At 34.1% G+C, this 19911-nt stretch carries 17 protein-coding genes; 3 read left to right on the top strand and 14 right to left on the bottom strand.

Translation table 11 applies throughout. The features are described 5' to 3' along the window. Positions 1–25: 25 nt before the first annotated feature. From AC5ZCW_RS10005 to AC5ZCW_RS09985, 5 genes are all read right to left on the bottom strand, one after another. Complete coding sequence (locus AC5ZCW_RS10005) at positions 26–1270, bottom strand: glycoside hydrolase family 99 protein (RefSeq protein WP_496119493.1); 1245 nt, start codon at positions 1268–1270, stop codon at positions 26–28. Positions 1271–1534: 264 nt separating this feature from the next. After that, positions 1535–3046, bottom strand: coding sequence for a RagB/SusD family nutrient uptake outer membrane protein (locus tag AC5ZCW_RS10000; RefSeq protein ID WP_496119491.1), 1512 nt, complete (start codon positions 3044–3046; stop codon positions 1535–1537). Between the two features lie 28 nt (positions 3047–3074). Beyond that, positions 3075–6092 carry a SusC/RagA family TonB-linked outer membrane protein gene (locus AC5ZCW_RS09995; RefSeq protein ID WP_496119489.1) on the bottom strand — a complete coding sequence of 1006 codons (3018 nt, stop codon included), beginning with the start codon at positions 6090–6092 and terminating at the stop codon, positions 3075–3077. A 28-nt stretch (positions 6093–6120) separates the two neighbouring features. Then, positions 6121–7203: a hypothetical protein gene (locus AC5ZCW_RS09990; protein WP_496119487.1), complete on the bottom strand. Its 1083-nt coding sequence runs from the start codon at positions 7201–7203 to the stop codon at positions 6121–6123. 8 nt (positions 7204–7211) lie between these two features. Further along, entirely contained in the window at positions 7212–7733 is a 522-nt protein-coding gene (locus tag AC5ZCW_RS09985; protein WP_343543646.1) for a DUF5004 domain-containing protein, read from the bottom strand. Between the two features lie 482 nt (positions 7734–8215). On the opposite strand from AC5ZCW_RS09985, the gene susR reads away from it, so the two are divergent. Beyond that, positions 8216–9814 carry a SusR family glycan utilization regulator gene (gene susR, locus AC5ZCW_RS09980; protein WP_281633115.1) on the top strand — a complete coding sequence of 533 codons (1599 nt, stop codon included), beginning with the start codon at positions 8216–8218 and terminating at the stop codon, positions 9812–9814. Positions 9815–10206: 392 nt separating this feature from the next. Here the strand turns inward: susR and AC5ZCW_RS09975 are convergent, their stop codons facing one another. From AC5ZCW_RS09975 to AC5ZCW_RS09935, 9 genes are all read right to left on the bottom strand, one after another. Then, positions 10207–11430: a sterol desaturase family protein gene (locus AC5ZCW_RS09975; protein WP_496119484.1), complete on the bottom strand. Its 1224-nt coding sequence runs from the start codon at positions 11428–11430 to the stop codon at positions 10207–10209. Between the two features lie 132 nt (positions 11431–11562). Next, a complete protein-coding gene (locus tag AC5ZCW_RS09970) occupies positions 11563–12849 on the bottom strand; it encodes a Glu/Leu/Phe/Val family dehydrogenase (RefSeq protein WP_496119482.1) in 1287 nt (428 codons plus the stop codon). Positions 12850–13296: 447 nt separating this feature from the next. Next, positions 13297–14151: an EamA family transporter gene (locus AC5ZCW_RS09965; protein WP_496119480.1), complete on the bottom strand. Its 855-nt coding sequence runs from the start codon at positions 14149–14151 to the stop codon at positions 13297–13299. Positions 14152–14251: 100 nt separating this feature from the next. After that, positions 14252–15715, bottom strand: coding sequence for a MoxR family ATPase (locus tag AC5ZCW_RS09960; RefSeq protein WP_496119478.1), 1464 nt, complete (start codon positions 15713–15715; stop codon positions 14252–14254). 158 nt (positions 15716–15873) lie between these two features. Next, a complete protein-coding gene (locus AC5ZCW_RS09955; protein WP_289057374.1) occupies positions 15874–16992 on the bottom strand; it encodes a vWA domain-containing protein in 1119 nt (372 codons plus the stop codon). Positions 16993–17098: 106 nt separating this feature from the next. Further along, positions 17099–17497, bottom strand: a complete 399-nt coding sequence (locus AC5ZCW_RS09950) for a YchJ family protein (protein WP_496119476.1) — start codon at positions 17495–17497, stop codon at positions 17099–17101. After that, positions 17469–17702 carry a hypothetical protein gene (locus AC5ZCW_RS09945; RefSeq protein WP_111289368.1) on the bottom strand — a complete coding sequence of 78 codons (234 nt, stop codon included), beginning with the start codon at positions 17700–17702 and terminating at the stop codon, positions 17469–17471. Before AC5ZCW_RS09945 ends, AC5ZCW_RS09950 begins: the two co-directional genes overlap by 29 nt. 81 nt (positions 17703–17783) lie before the next feature. Next, the gene (locus AC5ZCW_RS09940) at positions 17784–17930 is read right to left on the bottom strand and encodes a hypothetical protein (RefSeq protein ID WP_496119473.1); all 147 of its coding nucleotides are present in this window, start codon (positions 17928–17930) and stop codon (positions 17784–17786) included. Next, positions 17930–18472: a hypothetical protein gene (locus AC5ZCW_RS09935; RefSeq protein WP_496119471.1), complete on the bottom strand. Its 543-nt coding sequence runs from the start codon at positions 18470–18472 to the stop codon at positions 17930–17932. Before AC5ZCW_RS09935 ends, AC5ZCW_RS09940 begins: the two co-directional genes overlap by 1 nt. 84 nt (positions 18473–18556) lie before the next feature. Here AC5ZCW_RS09935 and AC5ZCW_RS09930 point away from each other — a divergent pair, with 84 nt between their 5' ends. Both AC5ZCW_RS09930 and AC5ZCW_RS09925 read left to right on the top strand, forming a co-directional pair. Next, positions 18557–18802, top strand: a complete 246-nt coding sequence (locus AC5ZCW_RS09930; RefSeq protein WP_281633124.1) for a hypothetical protein — start codon at positions 18557–18559, stop codon at positions 18800–18802. 414 nt (positions 18803–19216) lie between these two features. Continuing rightward, on the top strand, positions 19217–19657 hold the full coding sequence (locus AC5ZCW_RS09925; protein WP_111366992.1) for a KTSC domain-containing protein: 441 nt from the start codon (positions 19217–19219) through the stop codon (positions 19655–19657). Positions 19658–19911: the final 254 nt, after the last annotated feature.

Here is a 19911-nt window from a genome sequence, read left to right as displayed (position 1 = left end):
TATTTAAATTGTATTAATTACAGCTCTATTTTATTTCGCTTATTATTTGTTTTGCTTTTGCTGGCTGCATCGAAACAAAATAATTAAACGCTTGGTCGAGTTTTTTCTGGATGTCGACATTTCCTTTTTTCTGTACGCGCAAATCATACAATTTGCTGATATCTGGAAATACGCTTTCTGTATTTTTTACTCCGGCAAAGGTTTTGATTTTTTCAATAAAAGAATATCCAAATTCTGCTGTTGGTTCGATCATGGTTCCTTCTCCGAAATCGTTCCAAGTAATCAGCTGCAGGTAATTTACATTGGCGTTTTTTGCTAAAGTCAAAGTTTCGTCAAGTGTCGCTCCATTGTTATGTTCGATTGTCCATCCAATTGCTGCTCCACCTCCACCTGCGGCATAAAAATCTTTAAAACCAGGATAAGCGCTTCCCATTGCCATACCCAATTTTGGTTTGGTGTTGGTATAGAAGTTTGTGAGATAACTGTTGTCTTTGTATACCCAAGCATATTCGCCAGAAGCATTTTCTCCTGCCATTGAAGAGTGATCCCAAAGTGTCAAGAAAGTAGGTTTTGCTGTTAAAGTATTAAAGACATTTGTCCATTCAGCTGGGGTCTGTAGTACAATTGGTCCAAAATTCATTAACAGCGGTTTACCATTAATCTTAATATAATTAGCATCAGAAAAATAATTCTTTTCTACATAAGCCAAATCTGTTTTTGCTGCACCGGTTACCGAAATAGCTTTTCCTGCGTTTACAACATTTGTTAGAAATCGGTCTTCGTATACAATGGCATATTCTAAACCTACTTTATCCAGCATTTCGATTAATTGATCTGTATTTTCTTTGATCATTCCGTAATCATTTACATCGTAAGTGCCGTACCAATCAATCAGAATTCCATCAATTCCTGAATATTTCATCAATAATAAATGATTTTCGATCACATTTTTATCGCCTGAGTGATAAGGTCCAATCAGCGGATAATAGTACGATGCAATTTCTCTTCGGCCGTTTGCTCCTACGTTGTTCGGATTTTTGTTTGCCATTGTCCAGTGATATCCCCATTTTTTATCGGCACTGCTTTCGTTGGTTTCAAACCACGGCATATAGTGCATATAAATCTTGGTGCTATTGGTTTTCTCAATCGCAACAGGGTTTGTTTTCTCTGGTTCTACTGGTTTGTCTGAACCTTTGTCATCGCTGCTGCATCCGGCAACCATCGCAATACTCATCAAACCAAAAACCAACGATGTGATATATCTTTTCATATTGAGATACTATTTTGTTTATACTTAATAATTTAAACACATAGAAACATAGCTTTTGAAACTTAGAAAAAGGCGTTTCACTAACATAAAAACACATAGCTATGTGTTAGAAACTAGTTTCTTTCTTTCTTCTTTTTACACATAAAAACCTATGTTTCTATGTGTTAAATATATTTTAAGCACTGTAGATCTATCTAATGCAATGTTTAAAAACATGTCAGCCTTCCACGACTAACCAACATGGAAGACTGACATTCTAGTAACCTAATTTGGATACCCAGGATTTTGTTTTAGATTTTTATTGGTAGTTAAAACGCTGCTCGGAATTGGGAAAATTGCTCTGTATTTTTCCGTTGTGCCTTTTGACCACCATGGCTCGAAGAATGTTCCAAAACGAATGTTGTCTGTTCTTCTTCTTCCTTCAAATGTGAATTCTTTCAATAACTCTTGATCAATAAATTTAAGATCAATTGTTGTTGGCAATTCTTCACCTGCACGAGACGCAACTTGCTGTACAAATGGTCTTGCTAAATCTGGCGATCCTAAACGAACGTAACATTCTGCCTGCATCATTAAGATTTCAGAGTAACGAATTAATACAAAATCGTGATCGCGTTCCCATTGTTCCCCTGCTTTCATTTCGTATTTATGCAAACGAACACCTTCATTTTCTTTCGCATCTTCAAGACTTGTTAGGTTCTCTGTATAAGTAAGAGGCTCTCCGTTACTCATAATAATTACACTTCCTGTTGCAAGATTGATCTGATCGCCTTCTAGCATACATTTTTTTCTTTTGTCTGTATCTGCAAAAGAAGAATAAACTCCTGGCTGCGCGCACATTCCGTTTGCACTCCAAGGATAATTATTTGGAATTGCAGAAATAGCTAGATTTTGACTGTAATGGCAAGACATTGAGTTCATATAGTTTCCAACTGTTCCTGCTTTTGAATCGTAAGGAATCGCAAAAATAATTTCTGGCGAAGTTTGATTTTCTGTCACGAAATTCGAAAAGAAATCTGGTGTCAAACTGTATCCTGTAACCTTTTGGCACATATTGATACAATCTTGCCAACGTGGCTGACCGATAAACGCTTCTGAATTAAGGTACAATCTTGCCAAAATAGAATACGCGACATTTCTAGTCATCTTAGAATACACCACATTTGGATTTAAAAATGGAAGAGCGTCTGTCAATTCTTTTTCAACAAAATCATAAACTTGTTTCCTTGTTGAATTTGTCGGAAGATCTGTATCTTCAAAATTGGTTACAATTGGCACATTTCCGAATAAATCTAAAAGATTGTAATAGTAATATGCTCTAAGCGCTTTTAATTCAGCAAAAATCGGTTCTTTCGATTTGTCGCTAAGAGACGATTTATTGATTTGATAGATAATTGCATTGATTTTAGCGATTCCGGTATAGTTGTAACGCCACGCCGAAAGAATCATTCTATTATCTGATTTCCAAGTATGCTTTTGCGCATCTTGGTATTGTCCTCCATCGTACCAGTTTGTACCTCTTGTCGGAATTGTAGCTTCGTCTGAAACCACTTCACTCAAAAAGAAAATATATTCGCAGGTTGGGTAATTATTTGAGATATCATCTTTGAATCCTCTTAAAGAAGAATAAGCTCCACCTACCAGCGCATCAACTTCTTTGGTTGTATTTCCGAAATTTCCATCTTCTACCTGATCATACAGCTGCTCGTTCAAATCAGTACAAGATACCGTAAAAAGCATGCTTAAAAGTATTGCTGCTGTTATTTTGATTTTCATTGTTAATATTTTATGGTTATCAATTCGCTTAGTTATTCAGCGTAAAATTTAATCCAACAGAAATAGTAGTTGGTCGAGGATAATTGTTGTATCTGTCAATTCCAGGAGCTGCCAAACCAGTTTGATCCATTACTCCAGTCTGGCCAATTCCGTCCTGAGCATTTAAACCAATCTCTGGATCTACACCTTTGTAACCTGTAATTACAAATAAGTTTTCGCCCATTACGTACATTCTAACTTTAGATTTTTTGTATTTCAATGGTAAAGTATAACCAAAAGTTAGGGTCTGAAGTCTAAAGAAAGAAGCATCTTCGATCCAGTAATCAGAATACTTAGGCGCAGAAGTAATGCCACTGCTTAAGAAAGCATCTGGCACATTATACGCAGGCAATCTTGTTGGATCGTTCAACATCATGTTTGTCGCGTTCAAAGCTTTTTGTCCAAACATTCCGTATCCAGAAAGTCCAAGATCAAAATTTCCGTATGTAAAATTCATTCCTATACCTACTGTCAAATCTGGCTGAATGTTTCCTAAATCTGTTTTGTCTGCATCAACCAAAGCGCTTTCATCAACAACTTGTCCAGCTGCATTGTAATACTGAATTTTTCCGTTAGGATCTAAACCTGCGTTTTTGAATCCCCAGAAAGTACCAACAGGATATCCTTCAGCAATAATTTGAGAATATTGTCCAGACATACCTGCTAAACCATGAAGAGATCCGCTGTAGATAACATCTGTTTTATAAGTTGGGTTAGAAAGTTTTTCAATTTTCTGAACGTTATGTCCAAGAGTCAAATTAGCATTCCAATTGAATTTATCTCCTCTGATAATGTCAGCATTCAAAGTTAACTCTACCCCTTTGTTTGACATTTCTCCAACGTTTGCCAGCATTGTCCCCACTAAGTATGGTGGCTGAGGCACTTCGTAAGTGTATAATAAATCTTTTGTTGTTTTAGAATAATATTCGAATGATCCTGTAATTCTATTGAAAAGACCAAAGTCGAAACCAACGTTAATTTGCTCTGTAGACTCCCATTTCAAATCAGGATTTGGGTTTTGTTTTGGAGAATAAGCCAAACTCCAAGTTTTAGTAACTGGATCGTAATAACTATCATTTCCAACTCCTAAGATAGAAAGCGATTTGTATTCACCAATTCCATCTTGGTTTCCTGTGATCCCCCAACCTACTCTTAATTTTAAGTTGTCTAACCATCCTTTTGAAGATTCCATAAATTCTTCATTAGAAACTCTCCAAGCAGCAGAAGCAGATGGGAAAGTTCCCCATTTATTGTTTTCTCCAAAACGGCTAGATCCGTCGCGTCTTACAGTTGCTGTCAATAAATATTTGCCATCATAACCGTAGTTAGCACGAGCATAAAAAGAAACTAAATTTGATTTTCCTTTGTATGAATACACATCACTTAAACGATAGTTGTAACCAGCTCCTAAATTATTGTAGCTGAAAGCATCTGTTACAAATCCTCCTCTTTGCGCTCCAAAACCTTCGTAGATGTTTTCAAGATAAGAATAACCAGCCAAAGCGCTAATATTGTGCTTATCTATAATCTTGCTATAATTTACATAAAGCTCTCCTTGTGCATTTGTATATTCTGCATACGTTCTTTGTGCAAAACCGCCTTCAGTCTGCCCTTCCATAACCGCATAAGATGGTTTGTAAGTTCCTCCTTTTAAAGCATTGTGCTCTAAAGATATATTTGCAGTAGCAGTAAAGTCATTCAAGAATTTCACATCTGTTTTAAAATAACCTAAAAGTCTGTGTCTTTCGTTATCAAAAGTTCTATTGGTTAAAATCTCGACTGGATTTTGGTAAAGGTTTCCTGTTACCACACTAAAATTTCCATTTGCATCGTAAACCGGAATTGTTGGATTTAAGTTGTAAGCTCTTTCAAAAATTCTATAATCAATTGGGTGCCATTTGTCAATGTTTGCAAATAATCCCATATCAAATTTTACTTCTTTGTTGTCTCCCAAAAATTGGTAAGCACTTACATTTCCGCTTAATCTTTCTAAACCAGATTTTTTAATAACTCCTTCATTGTTTAAGTAAGAAAGAGAGGTTCTAAAACCGCTGTCAGCTTTTCCAGAATTGATGCTTAAAGTATGAGACTGAGAAATTGCTGTCTGCTCGATTGCTTTTTGCCAGTTTGTATTAGCACCATAATCAACCGCATCAGCAATTCCGTTCTGACGAACATAACCTCTCCATTGATTTGCAGATAATAAATCTAAGTTATCATTAACATATCCAACACTAGATAATCCGCTGTACACAACCGAAACACCTTTTGTGCCAGATTTTGTTGTAATCATGATTACCCCATTTGCTCCACGAGAACCATAAATTGCTGTTGCTGAAGCATCTTTAAGAACGTCAACCGATTTAATATCTGAAGGCTGAACCACGTTAATATCAACACCAGCAATTCCATCAACCACAATTAACGGGCTATTGCTAGCTGTTAAAGAAGTTCCTCCACGAAGACGGATTGTAGAACCCGCTGCAGGATCTCCAGAAGGACGAATAATATTCAATCCCGCAACTTTTCCTTGTAAAACCTGCTCTGTAGAAGAAATCGTTCCTTTTACTAAATCATCTGCTCCAACTGTCGAAATTGCTCCAGTTAAATCTGATTTTTTTACTTTTCCATAACCTACAGAAACTACTTGTACTTCTGCTAAAGAATAACCATCATTTTGCAGACGCACCTCAACATTAGAAGTACTTCCTGTAATTTGGACTTTTTGTGTTGTCGATCCGATAAACGAAACTTCGATTGCACCTCCTACGGCTACCTGAAGGCTAAATTTACCATCAAAATCTGTTGTAGTTCCGTTTTTTGTTCCTACTTCAATGATAGAAGCTCCCGGCAATACCGTACCCGTATTGTCATAAACGGTTCCTGAGATTTGTTTTTTCGTCTGCGCGAAAGTACTAGCAGAAAGAAAAAGCATAAAAATCATCAATACCGCTCCTTTAGCAGTCCACATTTGATGCAGGACGCTTTTTGTATTTTTACTATTCATTAGAATTGGTGTTTTAATTTAATAGTGATTATTTATCTAAAGTTTTAAGCGGAATCGTTGTATCCGAAATCGTTTTGTCTTTATTGTCTTTTACCAAAACATGGATTTCGCTTAAGCTTGGAATTCCGTTTAACTCTGAAACTAAATTGACAAAACCTTTAATTTCCGCAGTTCCTCCAGTAAACTCACCAGAAATTGTTTTAGGTCCAGCTGTAATAGTGTAGATTAATTTGGTTACACCTGCCTCGTTATTTTTTCTCGACATTCCAAGAAAATCTTTTTGACTGATTTGTGATGGAAAGAAAGCAAAACTTGGTGGCGGTGGCGGAACAAATTGTCCTGCGTAAATAACCTGGTCTCCAGAATTTGCTGTCCAATTCTCTGCTACCATCAGAAAGTTTATTTTTTCCATTACAAAATCATCTGGTGCATTGAAGTACTGCTTAGGAACAAAATCCATTTTATAAAAACCGTTACCTAAATCTTTCAATTTTGTTTTTTCGGCAATTTCTGGTTTTGCAGCTTCATACATTTGCTGAATAGCCCAATCATTTAAGCCACCATGCATATGTACACTTGGAGTGCCAGCAAATGCAGGATTAAGATTTGCATTAAAAATAATACTTACCGGTTTATCGATTAATGGTTTTGATGGGTACGATCTAAATAATTCACCTGAAGTATAGAAAGATGAAAAATCAGTATAAGGCACATTGCCAACATCACTTTGTTTAGAACCGTTTTTATTTTTCAAACGAAACCAGAATCCTGCACTTGCTGCTATTTCCTCTGGAGTCTTAGAAAAATATGTGGTTGGAGTCAAAGTAAAACTCCAGATTTTGTTTCCTTCATATTTCAGTTTTGCAAAATCTGATGAATTTTCCCAGTTTCCTGCATCTGGTTCAGATGGAGACCAGATCCAGATGTACAAATCTTCTGTCTCAGCAAATGTCGATGCCGACATATCAAAGTACCACGTAACTTTTTCATCATATTTGTAGATAACAGGAAATGATGATATTGGCCCTACAGCTCCAGCGGCTTCTTGTGCCTGAATAAAATTAGGAGCCATCAACAAGGCAAGTAAAATTGTATATATAAACTTTTTCATATTACTTTTTAATTAATAGCATTTAATTTAAACACATAAGACACAAAATCTACACCTCCAGAAGCATGTGTTAATTGAATCTGCAGTTCTTTGGTTTTACCTGGAACCGAAACCAATCTCAATTCATCTGTTTTCTGCGTTTTTTGAGCATCGCTGTATAAGTAGATTTTTGTTCCAACGCCGTTGGTCTGCTGAAAATCTGAACTCAATGCCCAATATCCTTTAGGAGCAAATAACGGAGGGACATCTCCAGTTACTTCATAACTTGTTGGATTGTTCTTTTCATCTACGTTAAATTTGATTTTAAAATCTTCGTAGTTAAAATAAGTACTCAAGTTTTCTTCGTTTGGTTCGATATTATTTGCTTTCGCAACTTCATCAACCATTTTCAGATTTGTTAAACCCCAATTCCCGTTTACTTTTTCATAAAGAGTAATTGGTGCTACGTAGCTTCCGTCATCTGTGTTATCGCATCCAATCGCAAAAAAACACATCATAAAAGCTAGCCAATAAAGACTTTTACATTTCATAAATTTTTGGTTTTTGTTAGTTTGTTATCCCCTTCAAAAGGATACAGCGAAACTAGCCGTTAAATAAATCTTAAAAAAAAAATCTGATAAAAATCAAGATGAAATTCAAAGAATAAAAAACATAATTAACTAATAATCAGTTGTTTAACTTTTTATATTTTACTAAAAAATCAAGACGCTGTTTAGATAAAAATAAGCAGTTTTTATATGGTAAAAATGACAATATGTAAAATAATCAGTATATTTTTTTCACTATGCATATATATAACTAGTTTTTATTGTATAATTGCAAATAAATTACCTGTTTTTAACATTTACAGCTTATTTTCACTCCGAAAATCACCTTTTAAAGCTATGTTGTTAAACATTTTACAAGATTCTTGAAAAACAGGTTTAGCTTAATCTCAAACTTATTCTTAATTTTAAAACGAATTAACTAACTATATCTATCAACCAACTTTTCCCTAAACCAAAACAAAATCATGCAAAGAATATTGATGCTGCTTTTCTTCCTGGCAGGTTTTTCTCTTACTGCGAAAGAGACAAATCCTTATTTAGAAGAATTAGATCAGGTCCTCTTAAAAAAAGAGATTTACCTGAAACAGAAATATCGAAAAATTGAAGCTTTAAAGAAAAACGTATCTAAGTTTACCCTTAGCCAAAATAATGAAGAACTGTATAATTGTTATATGTCTTTATTTGATGAATACAAATCTTTTAAATACGACTCAGCTTATTACTATTTAGAGCAATCCAAAATCAAAGCTAAAATCTTAAAAGATCCAAAGTATTTATCTAAAAGCCGAATAAAAGAAGGTTTTGTGCTTCTATCTTCTGGACTTTTTAAAGAAGCAATTGATACCCTAAATGTTATAGATGATACTAAACTGGATCAAAGAAATAAATTTGAATATTACAACATTAAAGCCCGTGCTTATTATGATTTAGCCGATTACAACCGTGATCAGCGTTTTAATATTCATTATGTACAGCAGGGAAATCATTTCTTAAAAAAAGCTTTAGAATTAATCGGAACCAACACCAATGAATATTGGGCTGCAGAAAGCCTAAAACGCTTGAAACAACAAGATTGGCGCGGTGCCGAGTTTGCTTTCAGTTACTGGATTAATAACTATAATCTGCCTCCAGATTATTACGGAATTGCGACTTCCAGTCTCGGATATATATATTCTGAGCGGGGTTATACAAAAAAAGCCATTCAATATTTGGCTCTTGCCGCCATTGCCGATGTTAAAAATGCTACAAAAGAAACCGTTGCGCTCCGAAATTTAGCCAATGAACTTTTTAAAATGGGTTATTTGGATAAAGCAAACGAGTACATCAATATTGCAATGGATGATGCGACATTTTATAATGCAAGACATCGAAAAATTGAGATTTCGTCTATTTTACCTATTATAGAAAAAGCACAGCTTAACAATGTAAAGGATAAAAATGATAAACTGGAGAAGATTATTATTCTCTTGACGATCTTAACGGTTATCATTTTCGTTTTCCTCGGCATCATTTTCAAACAATTAAAAGAGAAAAATAAGGCAAGAAAAATTATGGCCGATTCGTACTTGCAGTTGCAGGAAATGAATGTGAGTTTGAGCGAAGCCAATGCCATTAAAGAAGAATATATTACCTATTTTATCAAAGCAACATCAGCCTTCATTAATAAAATAGACCATATACAGAAAAGTACGCTGCATAAAATCATTACCAAAAAAACAGATGAAGTTATTGCGAGCTTAAAGCGTTATAATGTGAAAGAAGAACGCGAAAATCTGTTCCATCAATTTGACGAAATCTTCTTGAAATTGTTTCCAACATTCGTAACCGATTTCAATAATTTGTTCCCAAACGATCATAAATGTATTGTCAAAAAAGGTGAACTTTTAAATACCGAATTGCGAATTTTTGCTCTATACAGATTGGGAATTCAAGATAGCAGTCAGATGGCAGAATTCTTAGAACTTTCTGTGGCTACAATTTATACGTACAAAACCAGAATTAAAAGCAAATCTGATTTTAAAGATACGTTTGAGCAGAAAATTATGGAGATAAAGACAATCTAAGCTGCTAAGGTTCTGAGATGCTAAGGTTCTAAGTTTTTTTTAGCCACGGCTCTAGCTATAAGGACTGGCAAAGCAATTAACGAATTATGTTTTAATATCACAGCTCCGGAGGAGCGGCATATTTATAGAATGCAATTTAAACGACCATCAAAAAAGCCCCAGCGGGGTGACATAAATATATGTCACCCCGCTGGGGCTTTTCTACATCTGCAAATATCTTTTCTATAAATATTTCGTCCCTCTGGGACTAAGTTTTTTTAGCCACAAATTCACAAATTTTTATTTAAAATGATACGTGAAATTTGTACTAAATAATTACACAAATAGATATTCAAAAATAATTCGTGAATTGCTTTGCCAGTCGCTATCGCTCGAGTCGTGGCAAAAAAAAATTATTCTGCAGACTCCAGCTGCAAAATCGTATTCTGGTAAATCGTACTTAATGAAAATAATTGCTCGGCAAAAATCATTACGGCAATCGGAACAAAGAAAAATGCGATTAAATCTTCTTCATATAGAAAATAAGTTGAGATCAAGGCTAGACGAGCATATTCTAGATAATAAATCCATTTTCGCTGTTCTAACAAAGCACCGCAATTTATTAAAGTTATAATGACCAGCGAAAGCACAAATATTTTATCGTAACTTTCTAAATAATCAAAATAGTAGGTGAAAACAGTTAGAATAAGCGTACAAATTCCTAATTGTATATAAAGGTAATTTTTAAATCGAAGTCGTTGGTTTGGAGCTGTTTTATCCTGAAGAAAACGCTTTTCTAAAGTTGGTCGAATATCCTGATCCATATCGGCTGGACTTCCGAAGACCGCATTCCATCTCGCTTTGAATCCGCTGGAGCGTTTCCATAATTCGTAGATTTCGAAGTAATAATGAAAATGCTGCCATAAGAAACTGTAGCTTTTCAGCGGATGCGTTAATCCGTATTTAGGTTTTTCTTCTTCGGTTTGGAAAGTCCCAAAAAGGCGATCCCAAAAAGTGAACATATCGCCGTAATTTTTATCTAGATATTTTTCGTCAGAAGCATGGTGGACTCCATGAACAGAAGGTGTTACAAAAACATATTCCAACCATTTTATTTTTCCGATAAGCTGTGTATGCGTAAAGAAAGAATAAGCGCCATGAACAATCAACATTGTAATAACCATTTTAGGATGAAAACCAATTAAGGGCAAAACACACCAAAATCCTGTTCTAATAATGGCTTGAAATGTAGTAATTCTCGCTGCAGCTGTAAAATTAAATTCTTCGCTATGATGATGCACAATATGCGCAGCCCAGAAAAAATTGACTTCGTGCCCTAATCGATGATACCAATACCAGACAAAATCGGTAGCTAGAATTAATGCAAACCAAACTAAAGCATTACTCGGAATCTCAAATATTCTATAATCGTCATAAATCAAATAATACAATTGGTAAAAACTCGCAGCAACAAATAAGTTAATCAAACGCTCTGCAATTCCGATGGAAATATTGGAAACAGAACTTTCATAGTTAAAAATTTCAGGCTTTTTTCTGCGTTGAGCAAGCTTATATTCCAAAAACAAAAAAAGAAAAAAGGCCGGCATGGCAAATGCTAGAAAATTGATGTTTTTCATTTTGTATGATACTTTTCGATTCTAAAAATTATAATTACTAGTTCAAACGAAAAAAACACTTCCATCAATTACGTTTTTAGCAGACAAAAAACGTAATCAACGAAAATGATCTTTTACGAACTAAACCTGATTTTAATTCTGCTTAAATAAAGGTGCTTCCAGCGCCACTTCTTTAACCGACTGTGTTTCGGCCACTTTTTTCAAAGCAATAATATAAGCAGCAATACGAGGCGTTACATTGTGTTTTACTGCAACTCTAAAAACAGTTTCAAAACCTTTCTCTAAAATATCTTCCAGACGTTTGTTAATCTGGTGAATTCTCCAAGACTCCAAAAGCGAATTCTGAAGCCATTCGAAATAAGAAACGGTAACTCCGCCCGCATTGGCTAAAATATCAGGAACAACTAATATATTTTTATCATGTAAAATTTGATCTGCATCTGAAGCAACTGGTCCATTAGCGCCTTCGACAATAATTCTAGCTTTAATATCTCCTGCATTCTTCTGCGTAATAACATCTTCTTTCGCAGCCGGAATCAAAACATCAACATCTAAAAGCAATAAATCTTCATGTTTAATCGCTACCGAATTAGGATATCCTTTTATGGTTTTGTTATTCAGATTATAATACAAGATCAATTCTGGAATATTAATTCCGTTCGGATTATAAAATGCTTCGGAAACGTCGCTTACCGCTACAATTTTCACTCCTTTTTCATGAAGGAATAAAGCAGAATGCAATCCAACATTTCCAAAACCTTGAATTGCTGACGTAGCTCTTGCAGGTCTGATTTTTAGTTTTTGAAGCGCCAAAAGCGTAATAATGCTTACTCCTCTTCCAGTAGCTTCTACTCTGCCTAAAGATCCTCCAGAATGAAGATGTTTTCCTGTAACAACGGCATGAATAGGTCTTCCGTGCAATAATGAAAACTCATCCATCAGCCAGCCCATTTCGTCTGGACCTGTTCCCATGTCTGGCGCAGGAACATCTTTTTCTGGTCCGAAAATATCAGCTAAAGCTTTAGTATATGCCCTTGTAATTTTTTCTAATTCTGTTTTAGAATGATTTCTCGGATCGCAAATAATGCCGCCTTTAGCTCCACCAAACGGAATTCCAGTTACAGCAGATTTCCAGGTCATCCAGGCGGCAAGTGCTTTTACTTCATCTAGATTTACAGCTGTATCATAACGAATTCCTCCTTTTGAAGGGCCTAAAGCCGTATTGTGAATTACGCGGTATCCTTCAAAATTCTGAACCTTCCCGTTATCTAAAGTGATAGAAAAATTTACTGTGATTTGTTTTTCTGGGCGTTGCAGTTTTTGTTTAATAGAATCATCTAATTTTAAAATATCTGCAGCGATATTAAAGCGATCAATCATGGATTGAAACGGATTATGTTTTATAATTTCTGAGCTCATAATATATAGTGTTAGGTTTGGGTTATTTTTTATGTTTATCAATCTTCTCTCTGAAGATCTTATCTGTTTTATGCTGCCATTAGTGACAACAAGGAATCTTTATCAGGCAGCGGCGCATCAAAATTTTCATATTTCTGTTGGTTCTCATATCTTGATTTTTTAACGATTCAAAAAAAAGCCTTTCATGGTGCAATGAAAGGCTAAAAAAAAAAATAACTAACAAGTACTTTCTCTATTAACGCCATTTCAAAACGTGATTCACCATACAGCACATCGCAAAGCTGCATGAAAAAGACGTTCTTATATTTTGACTATAGTTTTTCATTGTTGAGACAAAGCTACAAAAATATATTTATAAATTCTATAGAATTAGTAGAGTTAATTTAGAAGATTTTTAATTTACTTACAAAAGCAACTGTAAATTAAAGGTTTATGAACTAAAAAAAATTACTGCAATTGCGAAAAAACTATAAAAATTACTGCTATTAAAGCCAAAAACAATCCTAAAATATTGATTTTGGACAGTTTTTCTTTGAAGAAAAAGGCTCCGATAATAGTTCCTAAAATGATTACGCCCATATTCATTCCTGCAAAGACCGTTGACGGATTTTCTGCAAATGCTTTATGAGCCTTTAAATAGAATAATATATTTCCGAAGTTAAAAACGCCGACCAATATTCCGAAAGGAATGCTTTTTAAAACAAATTTTTCTTTTGTTATAAAGAACTTGTAAATCACTATAAGAATAGAAACAGCAAAAGCAATTAGAAAGACAAAAAACAAAGATGTTGTATAAGGCACAACTGTATATAAGGCTATTTTCTTAAAAAGAATATCAATAACTCCAAAACCAAGTAAAACTGTTGCTGGATAAATCCATTTGTTTTCTGCGTTGTCTGATGGCTTTTTTAAGATGAACAACAGTGCCGCAAAACCAACTAAAACTCCTACAACTTTATAAGTATTAAATCCTTCATTAAACAAGAGCCAAGCTGCCAGAATAGGAATAAATAACGACAATCTTTGCGCTGCATCTGTCTTTGCAATTCCCATATACTTTATAGAAAGTGCTAAAAACAGAAATAAAATCGGAAGTAAAATCCCAACAGAAGTGTAGATTTCTAACGGCGCATTATTGTCTAATGCATTTAGATCTGGCACAAAAGTAAAGTAACAAAGCGTAATCGCAGCGATATAATTAAACGAAATAATTTGTGACGAATTAGCATTATATTTTCTAGAAATTTTGAATATAACACCTACAATAACACTGCAAAGAATACTTAATATAAGGAATAACATAAATTTATTTTTGGATTGTAAAAGTAGCTATTGTAAAATAAAAAAGTCCAGCCGGTTTTAAAAAACCAGCTAGACCAGATTATATTTTAATCTTATGTTTTTAAAATTTACTAATATAACTTCCGTAAATATCTCTAAACTGACTTCCTTTTGCAAAACGGTCTTTGCTCAGTTTTTTATATTCTACCAATCCCCAAAGAATAAATTCTTTCATAAAATAAACATCTTCTTTTGCTAATTGAGGTTGGTATTTTTTCAGTAATTCATCTAATGGAGCCACTTCATCTAGAATATTTTTATAATCTTTCTCCGAAGCATCATCTAATAATTCAAAACCACTTTCGGCAAAAAACCATTCCACAAGATCTGAGTATGGTGTTTTTTCATCAGGTTTTTCCAATTTTTCGATTTTAGGAAAATATTCAGGAAATAAAGTTCTGATTGCAGAACCAATTAAGCTTTCAGCCACAACATCTGCTCCCTCCTGCTCTCCTTCATAAACCAATTCTACTTTACCTGTAATGGCAGGAATAATTCCGATAAAATCAGATAAACGTAATGTCGTTTTATCAACACCAGAAATCAATGCGCGACGTTCTGCTGTACTTATTAAATTTTCAAACGCCGTAATGCTCATTCTGGCACTTACACCACTTTTATTGTCAATATATTCGCTTTCGCGTGCTTCAAAACTAATTTGCTCCAAAATATCTCTCGCCAAACTCGGAACATACACAACATCGGTCTGGTTTTGATCTAATTTAGATTCTTGTTCTGTAATTGTTCGTGCAATCTCGATACTTTCCGGATAATGCGTTAGAATTTGTGAACCAATTCTATCTTTTAAAGGTGTTACAATACTTCCTCTGTTGGTATAATCTTCTGGATTTGCGGTAAAAACGAATTGCATATCTAAAGGCATTCTCAATTTAAAACCTCTAATCTGAATATCTCCTTCCTGCAAAATATTGAATAATGCTACTTGAATTCTCGCCTGTAAATCGGGTAATTCGTTGATTACAAAAATACAACGATTCGCTCTAGGAATCATTCCGAAGTGAATTACACGGTCGTCTGCATAAGACAACTTCAAATTTGCCGCTTTTATCGGATCGACATCTCCAATTAAATCGGCAACTGTTACATCTGGCGTTGCGAGTTTTTCGAAGAAACGTTCGCTTCTGTGCAACCATGAAATTGGAGTTTCATCTCCTTTCTCTGCAATTAAATCTTTTGCAAAACGAGAAATTGGATTTAACGGATCATCATTAATTTCTGAACCTTCCACAAACGGAATATATTCATCTAATAATTCTACCATTTTGCGCGCCAAACGAGTTTTTGCCTGTCCGCGAAGTCCTAGTAAATTAATATTATGGCGAGATAGAATTGCGCGTTCTAATTCTGGAATTACAGTATTTTCAAACCCATGAACACCTTCAAAAACAAGTTTTCCCGATTTGATTTTTTCACGAAGATTATTTCGTAATTCGTCCTTTATGCTTGTACTTTTATATCCAGCGGCTTTTAATTGACCTAATGTCTTTATAGTATTTATTTCCATTGTGTTGAAATATAGATTGTTTATTTATTTTTTAATGACAATGCTTTGTGTCATTACTGTGCTTAGACGCACTGCGGTGCGTCTCTACAATATACGCAACGTTTATATGCGTATGCAAAGAAACCTTAGTATCTTAGCATCTTAGAACCTTAGCAACTCTACTTAATCCTCTTCTTCCTATTCGCTTCGTAATCTTCAAAAATCATTTCACCCAAACCTTTTATTCCTGTATAAAATGCTTTTCCTTGATTAGCTTCTGTAAACTGATTCACAAAACGCTGTAAATATGGATCTCTAGCAATCATAAAAGTCGTAATCGGAATGTGCAATTTTCTCGCCTGCTGCGCCTGAGTGTAGCATTTATCAACAATATATTCATCCAAACCATTACTATTCATATAATAAGACCCATCACGTTCGCGAACGCAACTTGGCTTTCCGTCGGTAATCATAAAAATCTGTTTGTTGGTATTACGCTTTCTGCGTAGAATATCCATCGCCAATTGCAAACCAGCAACCGTATTAGTATGATAAGGTCCAACTTGCAAATACGGCAAATCTTTAATCGGAATTGTCCAAGCATCATTTCCAAAAACCAATATATCTAACGTATCTTTTGGGTATCTTGTTGTAATTAATTCAGCCAACGCCATAGCCACTTTTTTTGCAGGAGTTATTCGATCTTCGCCATACAAAATCATACTGTGACTAATATCGATCATCAAAACCGTACTCATTTGCGCTTTGTATTGGGCGTCTTCTACAATCAAATCATTTTCAGTGAGCATAAAACTTTCGACACCGTTATTAACTTGAGCATTTCGAAGGCTTTCGGTTAAAGAAATTCTTTCTAAGCTGTCACCAAAATTATATTCACGGAACTCTCCTGTGTGTTCATCGCCGCTTCCAGCATATTTTGTTTTATGATTTCCGCTCCCTGATTTTTTTAAGTTTCCAAAAATCTGATCTAGAGCTTGCTGTCTGATGGCTCTTTCTGTTTTTGCAGTAATTCCAAAACCAGAACTTCCATCTCCTTTTACTTCATCTCTAATATATCCTTTCTTTTTCAGATCTTCAATAAAGTCGTCAATTGTATAATTTTCGTCGGTAAGTTTGTATTCTTTGTCCAGTTCCCGAAGCCAGTTTATTGCTTCATCAAAATCGCCCGAAGTATGGGTGATCAACTCTTTAAAAATCGTAAAAAGTTTGTCAAACGGAGACTGAAAAGGAGCTTCGTAAGTCTTAAAATAAAAGCCTTTTTTAAATTCGTTTTTCATAAATCTAAAATTACATCTTTTTAGAATTATGAAAAACGAATCGTTTATTAATTTTTAGTTAAAATATTTAACCAAAATCCGCAGCTAACAGTGTTAGATATAATAATTATTCAAACTTTCCATCTACATAATACCAAGCGCCATTTTCGAATTTAAAAGTAGAGAATTCGTAATGTACTTGCGGATTATTGTTTGAATCTAAAAAATAAGCTTTGAATTCGACTGTATTTTCAGTAAAACTTAATATTTCAAGTTTCCGCCATTTATTAGAAACAGCCCATCTTAAAATTTCAGGTTTTGAGTAATATTTTCTTTCTGAAACATAAGTGGTTCCCATCAAATAATCGGCATTATGTGTTGCATAAGCCGAATATCTAGATCGCATTAAAGCTAATGCCGAAGGGGTTTTTGGATTACCGCTTAAATACAATTCACAACAATTTTCAAAAAGCAATCCTGTGTCGCAAAAACATTTTTTATTCTCCATCAACTGGTTCTTCTCCATTAATTTTTACATGAAGCTGATTTAACAAAACCTGGTAACGAGTGATTTCTCTCACTTCTTCGTCTTCCTCAGCAAAATCAATCATTTCGTCAAGTGTTTCGCTTACTTCCAATAATTTATTGTTTGCTTCTCTATCGTTTTTCGCAGCTATCAAATCAATGATCTCCTGTACGTTTGCTTTTAGTGTTTCGAATTTACTATTCATTATTTTTTTTGTTTCAGGTTTCAAGTTTCAGGTTTGCTATGCTAACTTGTAACATGAAACCTGAAACTTGAAACTATTTATTTATTCTTCGCTTTTACTTTCGTTGAATTTCTTTATAATCTCTTTTAATTTTTCTTTACGTGCAATTTCAGCCTGCTTAGCTTTTGCCTGAGCTTTGTGTAATTTATCGTTATGTTTTTTAATATTCTTCTCGTTATTGCGTCCCATTACACTTCCCTTTTAATTTGTTCTAACGTTTTTTCAGTAAAAATCAATTCGTTGATAATTTGTTTTCGCAAATCATCAATATCGTCATAGTCAAAATGTTTTGCCCAATTGGTCAGCTGCTGCAGGTTTCGAATCTGTTTTAACCGTTTTGTGGTTTCAAAACTTGTTCTTAAAACTGCTTTTCCATCATATTCAGGATTATTTTTGTGCTCGTAATTGGCAAGGTTATTTTCAAAATCGGCTTTAATATAGTAGAGCTTTTCTTCGGCATTATCAGCATAAAACTCTTCCCATTTTGCAAAACCTATTTTAGTTTTAGATTCTGTTTCTGGATTACGGGCAATTAGACGCCATTTACTGTTTGCCAGTCTCCCCCAATGATTTGAAACACGATACATTCCTTCTTCTGTATAGTAATAACTACTTCCTGCTTTGCTTTCAAATTGCTTTTTTAATCCTTTAATGGCTTCTGGAAGCACTTCATTAAAAGCGCAAAAGGTATTTTTAAAAGAATTAGGATGTGGCTTAAAATTTTTCTGCATGTGCAAATATACTCAGATTACAGCGAACTCCCCAAAACAAACCTAAATTGCTTACCTTTGTACTTTAATTCAAAACAAAAAATCATGTCTATAGATTCAGAACAAAAAATGCCGCAAAAAGGAGTTTTTACCGGTATTATCGAAAAAGATGAAAACAATAATTATTTCTGCGGAGAATATCTTTTAGACTACAAAATGGTTCAGGCTAAGTTTAATGAAGGTGATTGGATTACAATAAAATCTGTTATTGAAAACCCAAGCGACATGAGCTACGATAAATATCCTAAAAAATCAAGAAACTTCGATAAGGCGAACCATAAGCCGGAATAGTTTTTTTGTTTCAGGTTTCAGGTTTCAGATTTCAGGTTTTGTTGGAACGGTTAAGTTTTACCGCAAAGAACGCTAAGAATTACGCAAAGTTCGCAAAGTTTTTATATAAAGCTTTGCGAACTTTTCTTTTGTAAATAATCTATAAAATGAAATTCTTAGCGTTCTTTGCGTAATTCTTTGCGCACATTGCGGTTAAAAAAATCTTAGTGTACTTTGCGTAAATCTTAGCTTACTTTGTGGTAAAAAAAAATCCCTGCGCCCTTTACGGTTAAATAAACTTACAGTTAACTTTTTTCAATATTTTTTCGATCAAAACTGAAAAGTTAAAAAAAAGTGTACCTTTGCAAAAAATTTGTCGATTTGAACTAAAACAAAACGATTTCAAACTAATAGACAAGTAGTTACCTTTTATTTATGAAAAAAATAGTTGAATACCGCAAGTTACTAAACGTAGAAAAAACTGCAGAGTTAAAAGATTTAAAGACAATTTATCGTAATGCGATGAAAGAATCTCATCCTGATAAATTTGTGGGAAATGAAGCTGGTTTAAAAGAAGCAGAAGAAAAAAGTAAAACGATTATCGAAGCTTACCACTTTTTAGTAAGTATTCACCCTGATACTATCAAACTTAATTTACCTGAGTATACAGAGACAATTTCAACTTGTTCAATCACAGATTTTAAATTTGTTGAAGGACGTTTAATCATTGACTTTTCTAACGGAAGTGTTTACGAATACATTAGTGTTCCTAAAGCAACTTACGTAAAAATGGTAAATGCTGATTCTCCTGCAAGATTTGCAAAAAGACATATTTTAAATGCTTTTACTTGGAGAAAGAAAACAAATCAAGAATAGTTTATACCACTATATTTTACGAAAAAGCACTCTGTTAAACGAGTGCTTTTTTTATGTCCGAAATTTAAAAATTTGAATAGAGATCTCTCAAATATGTTCCACATTAAGAGTTTTTAATCAGATTAAGCCAGCAAACAAGCTGATTTTATGCGTTTTACAACCAAAAAAACTATAACAAAATTTTAGGTTACAAAATTCTGTATGTTTTATAATTTTAGATACTTTTGTTGCACAAATCAATTAACTAATTAATT

The organism is Flavobacterium sp. PLA-DH12, from assembly GCF_059511845.1.
The sequence above is the reverse complement of the archived record's forward strand: the minus strand, read 5'-3'. Positions and strand labels throughout refer to the sequence as shown.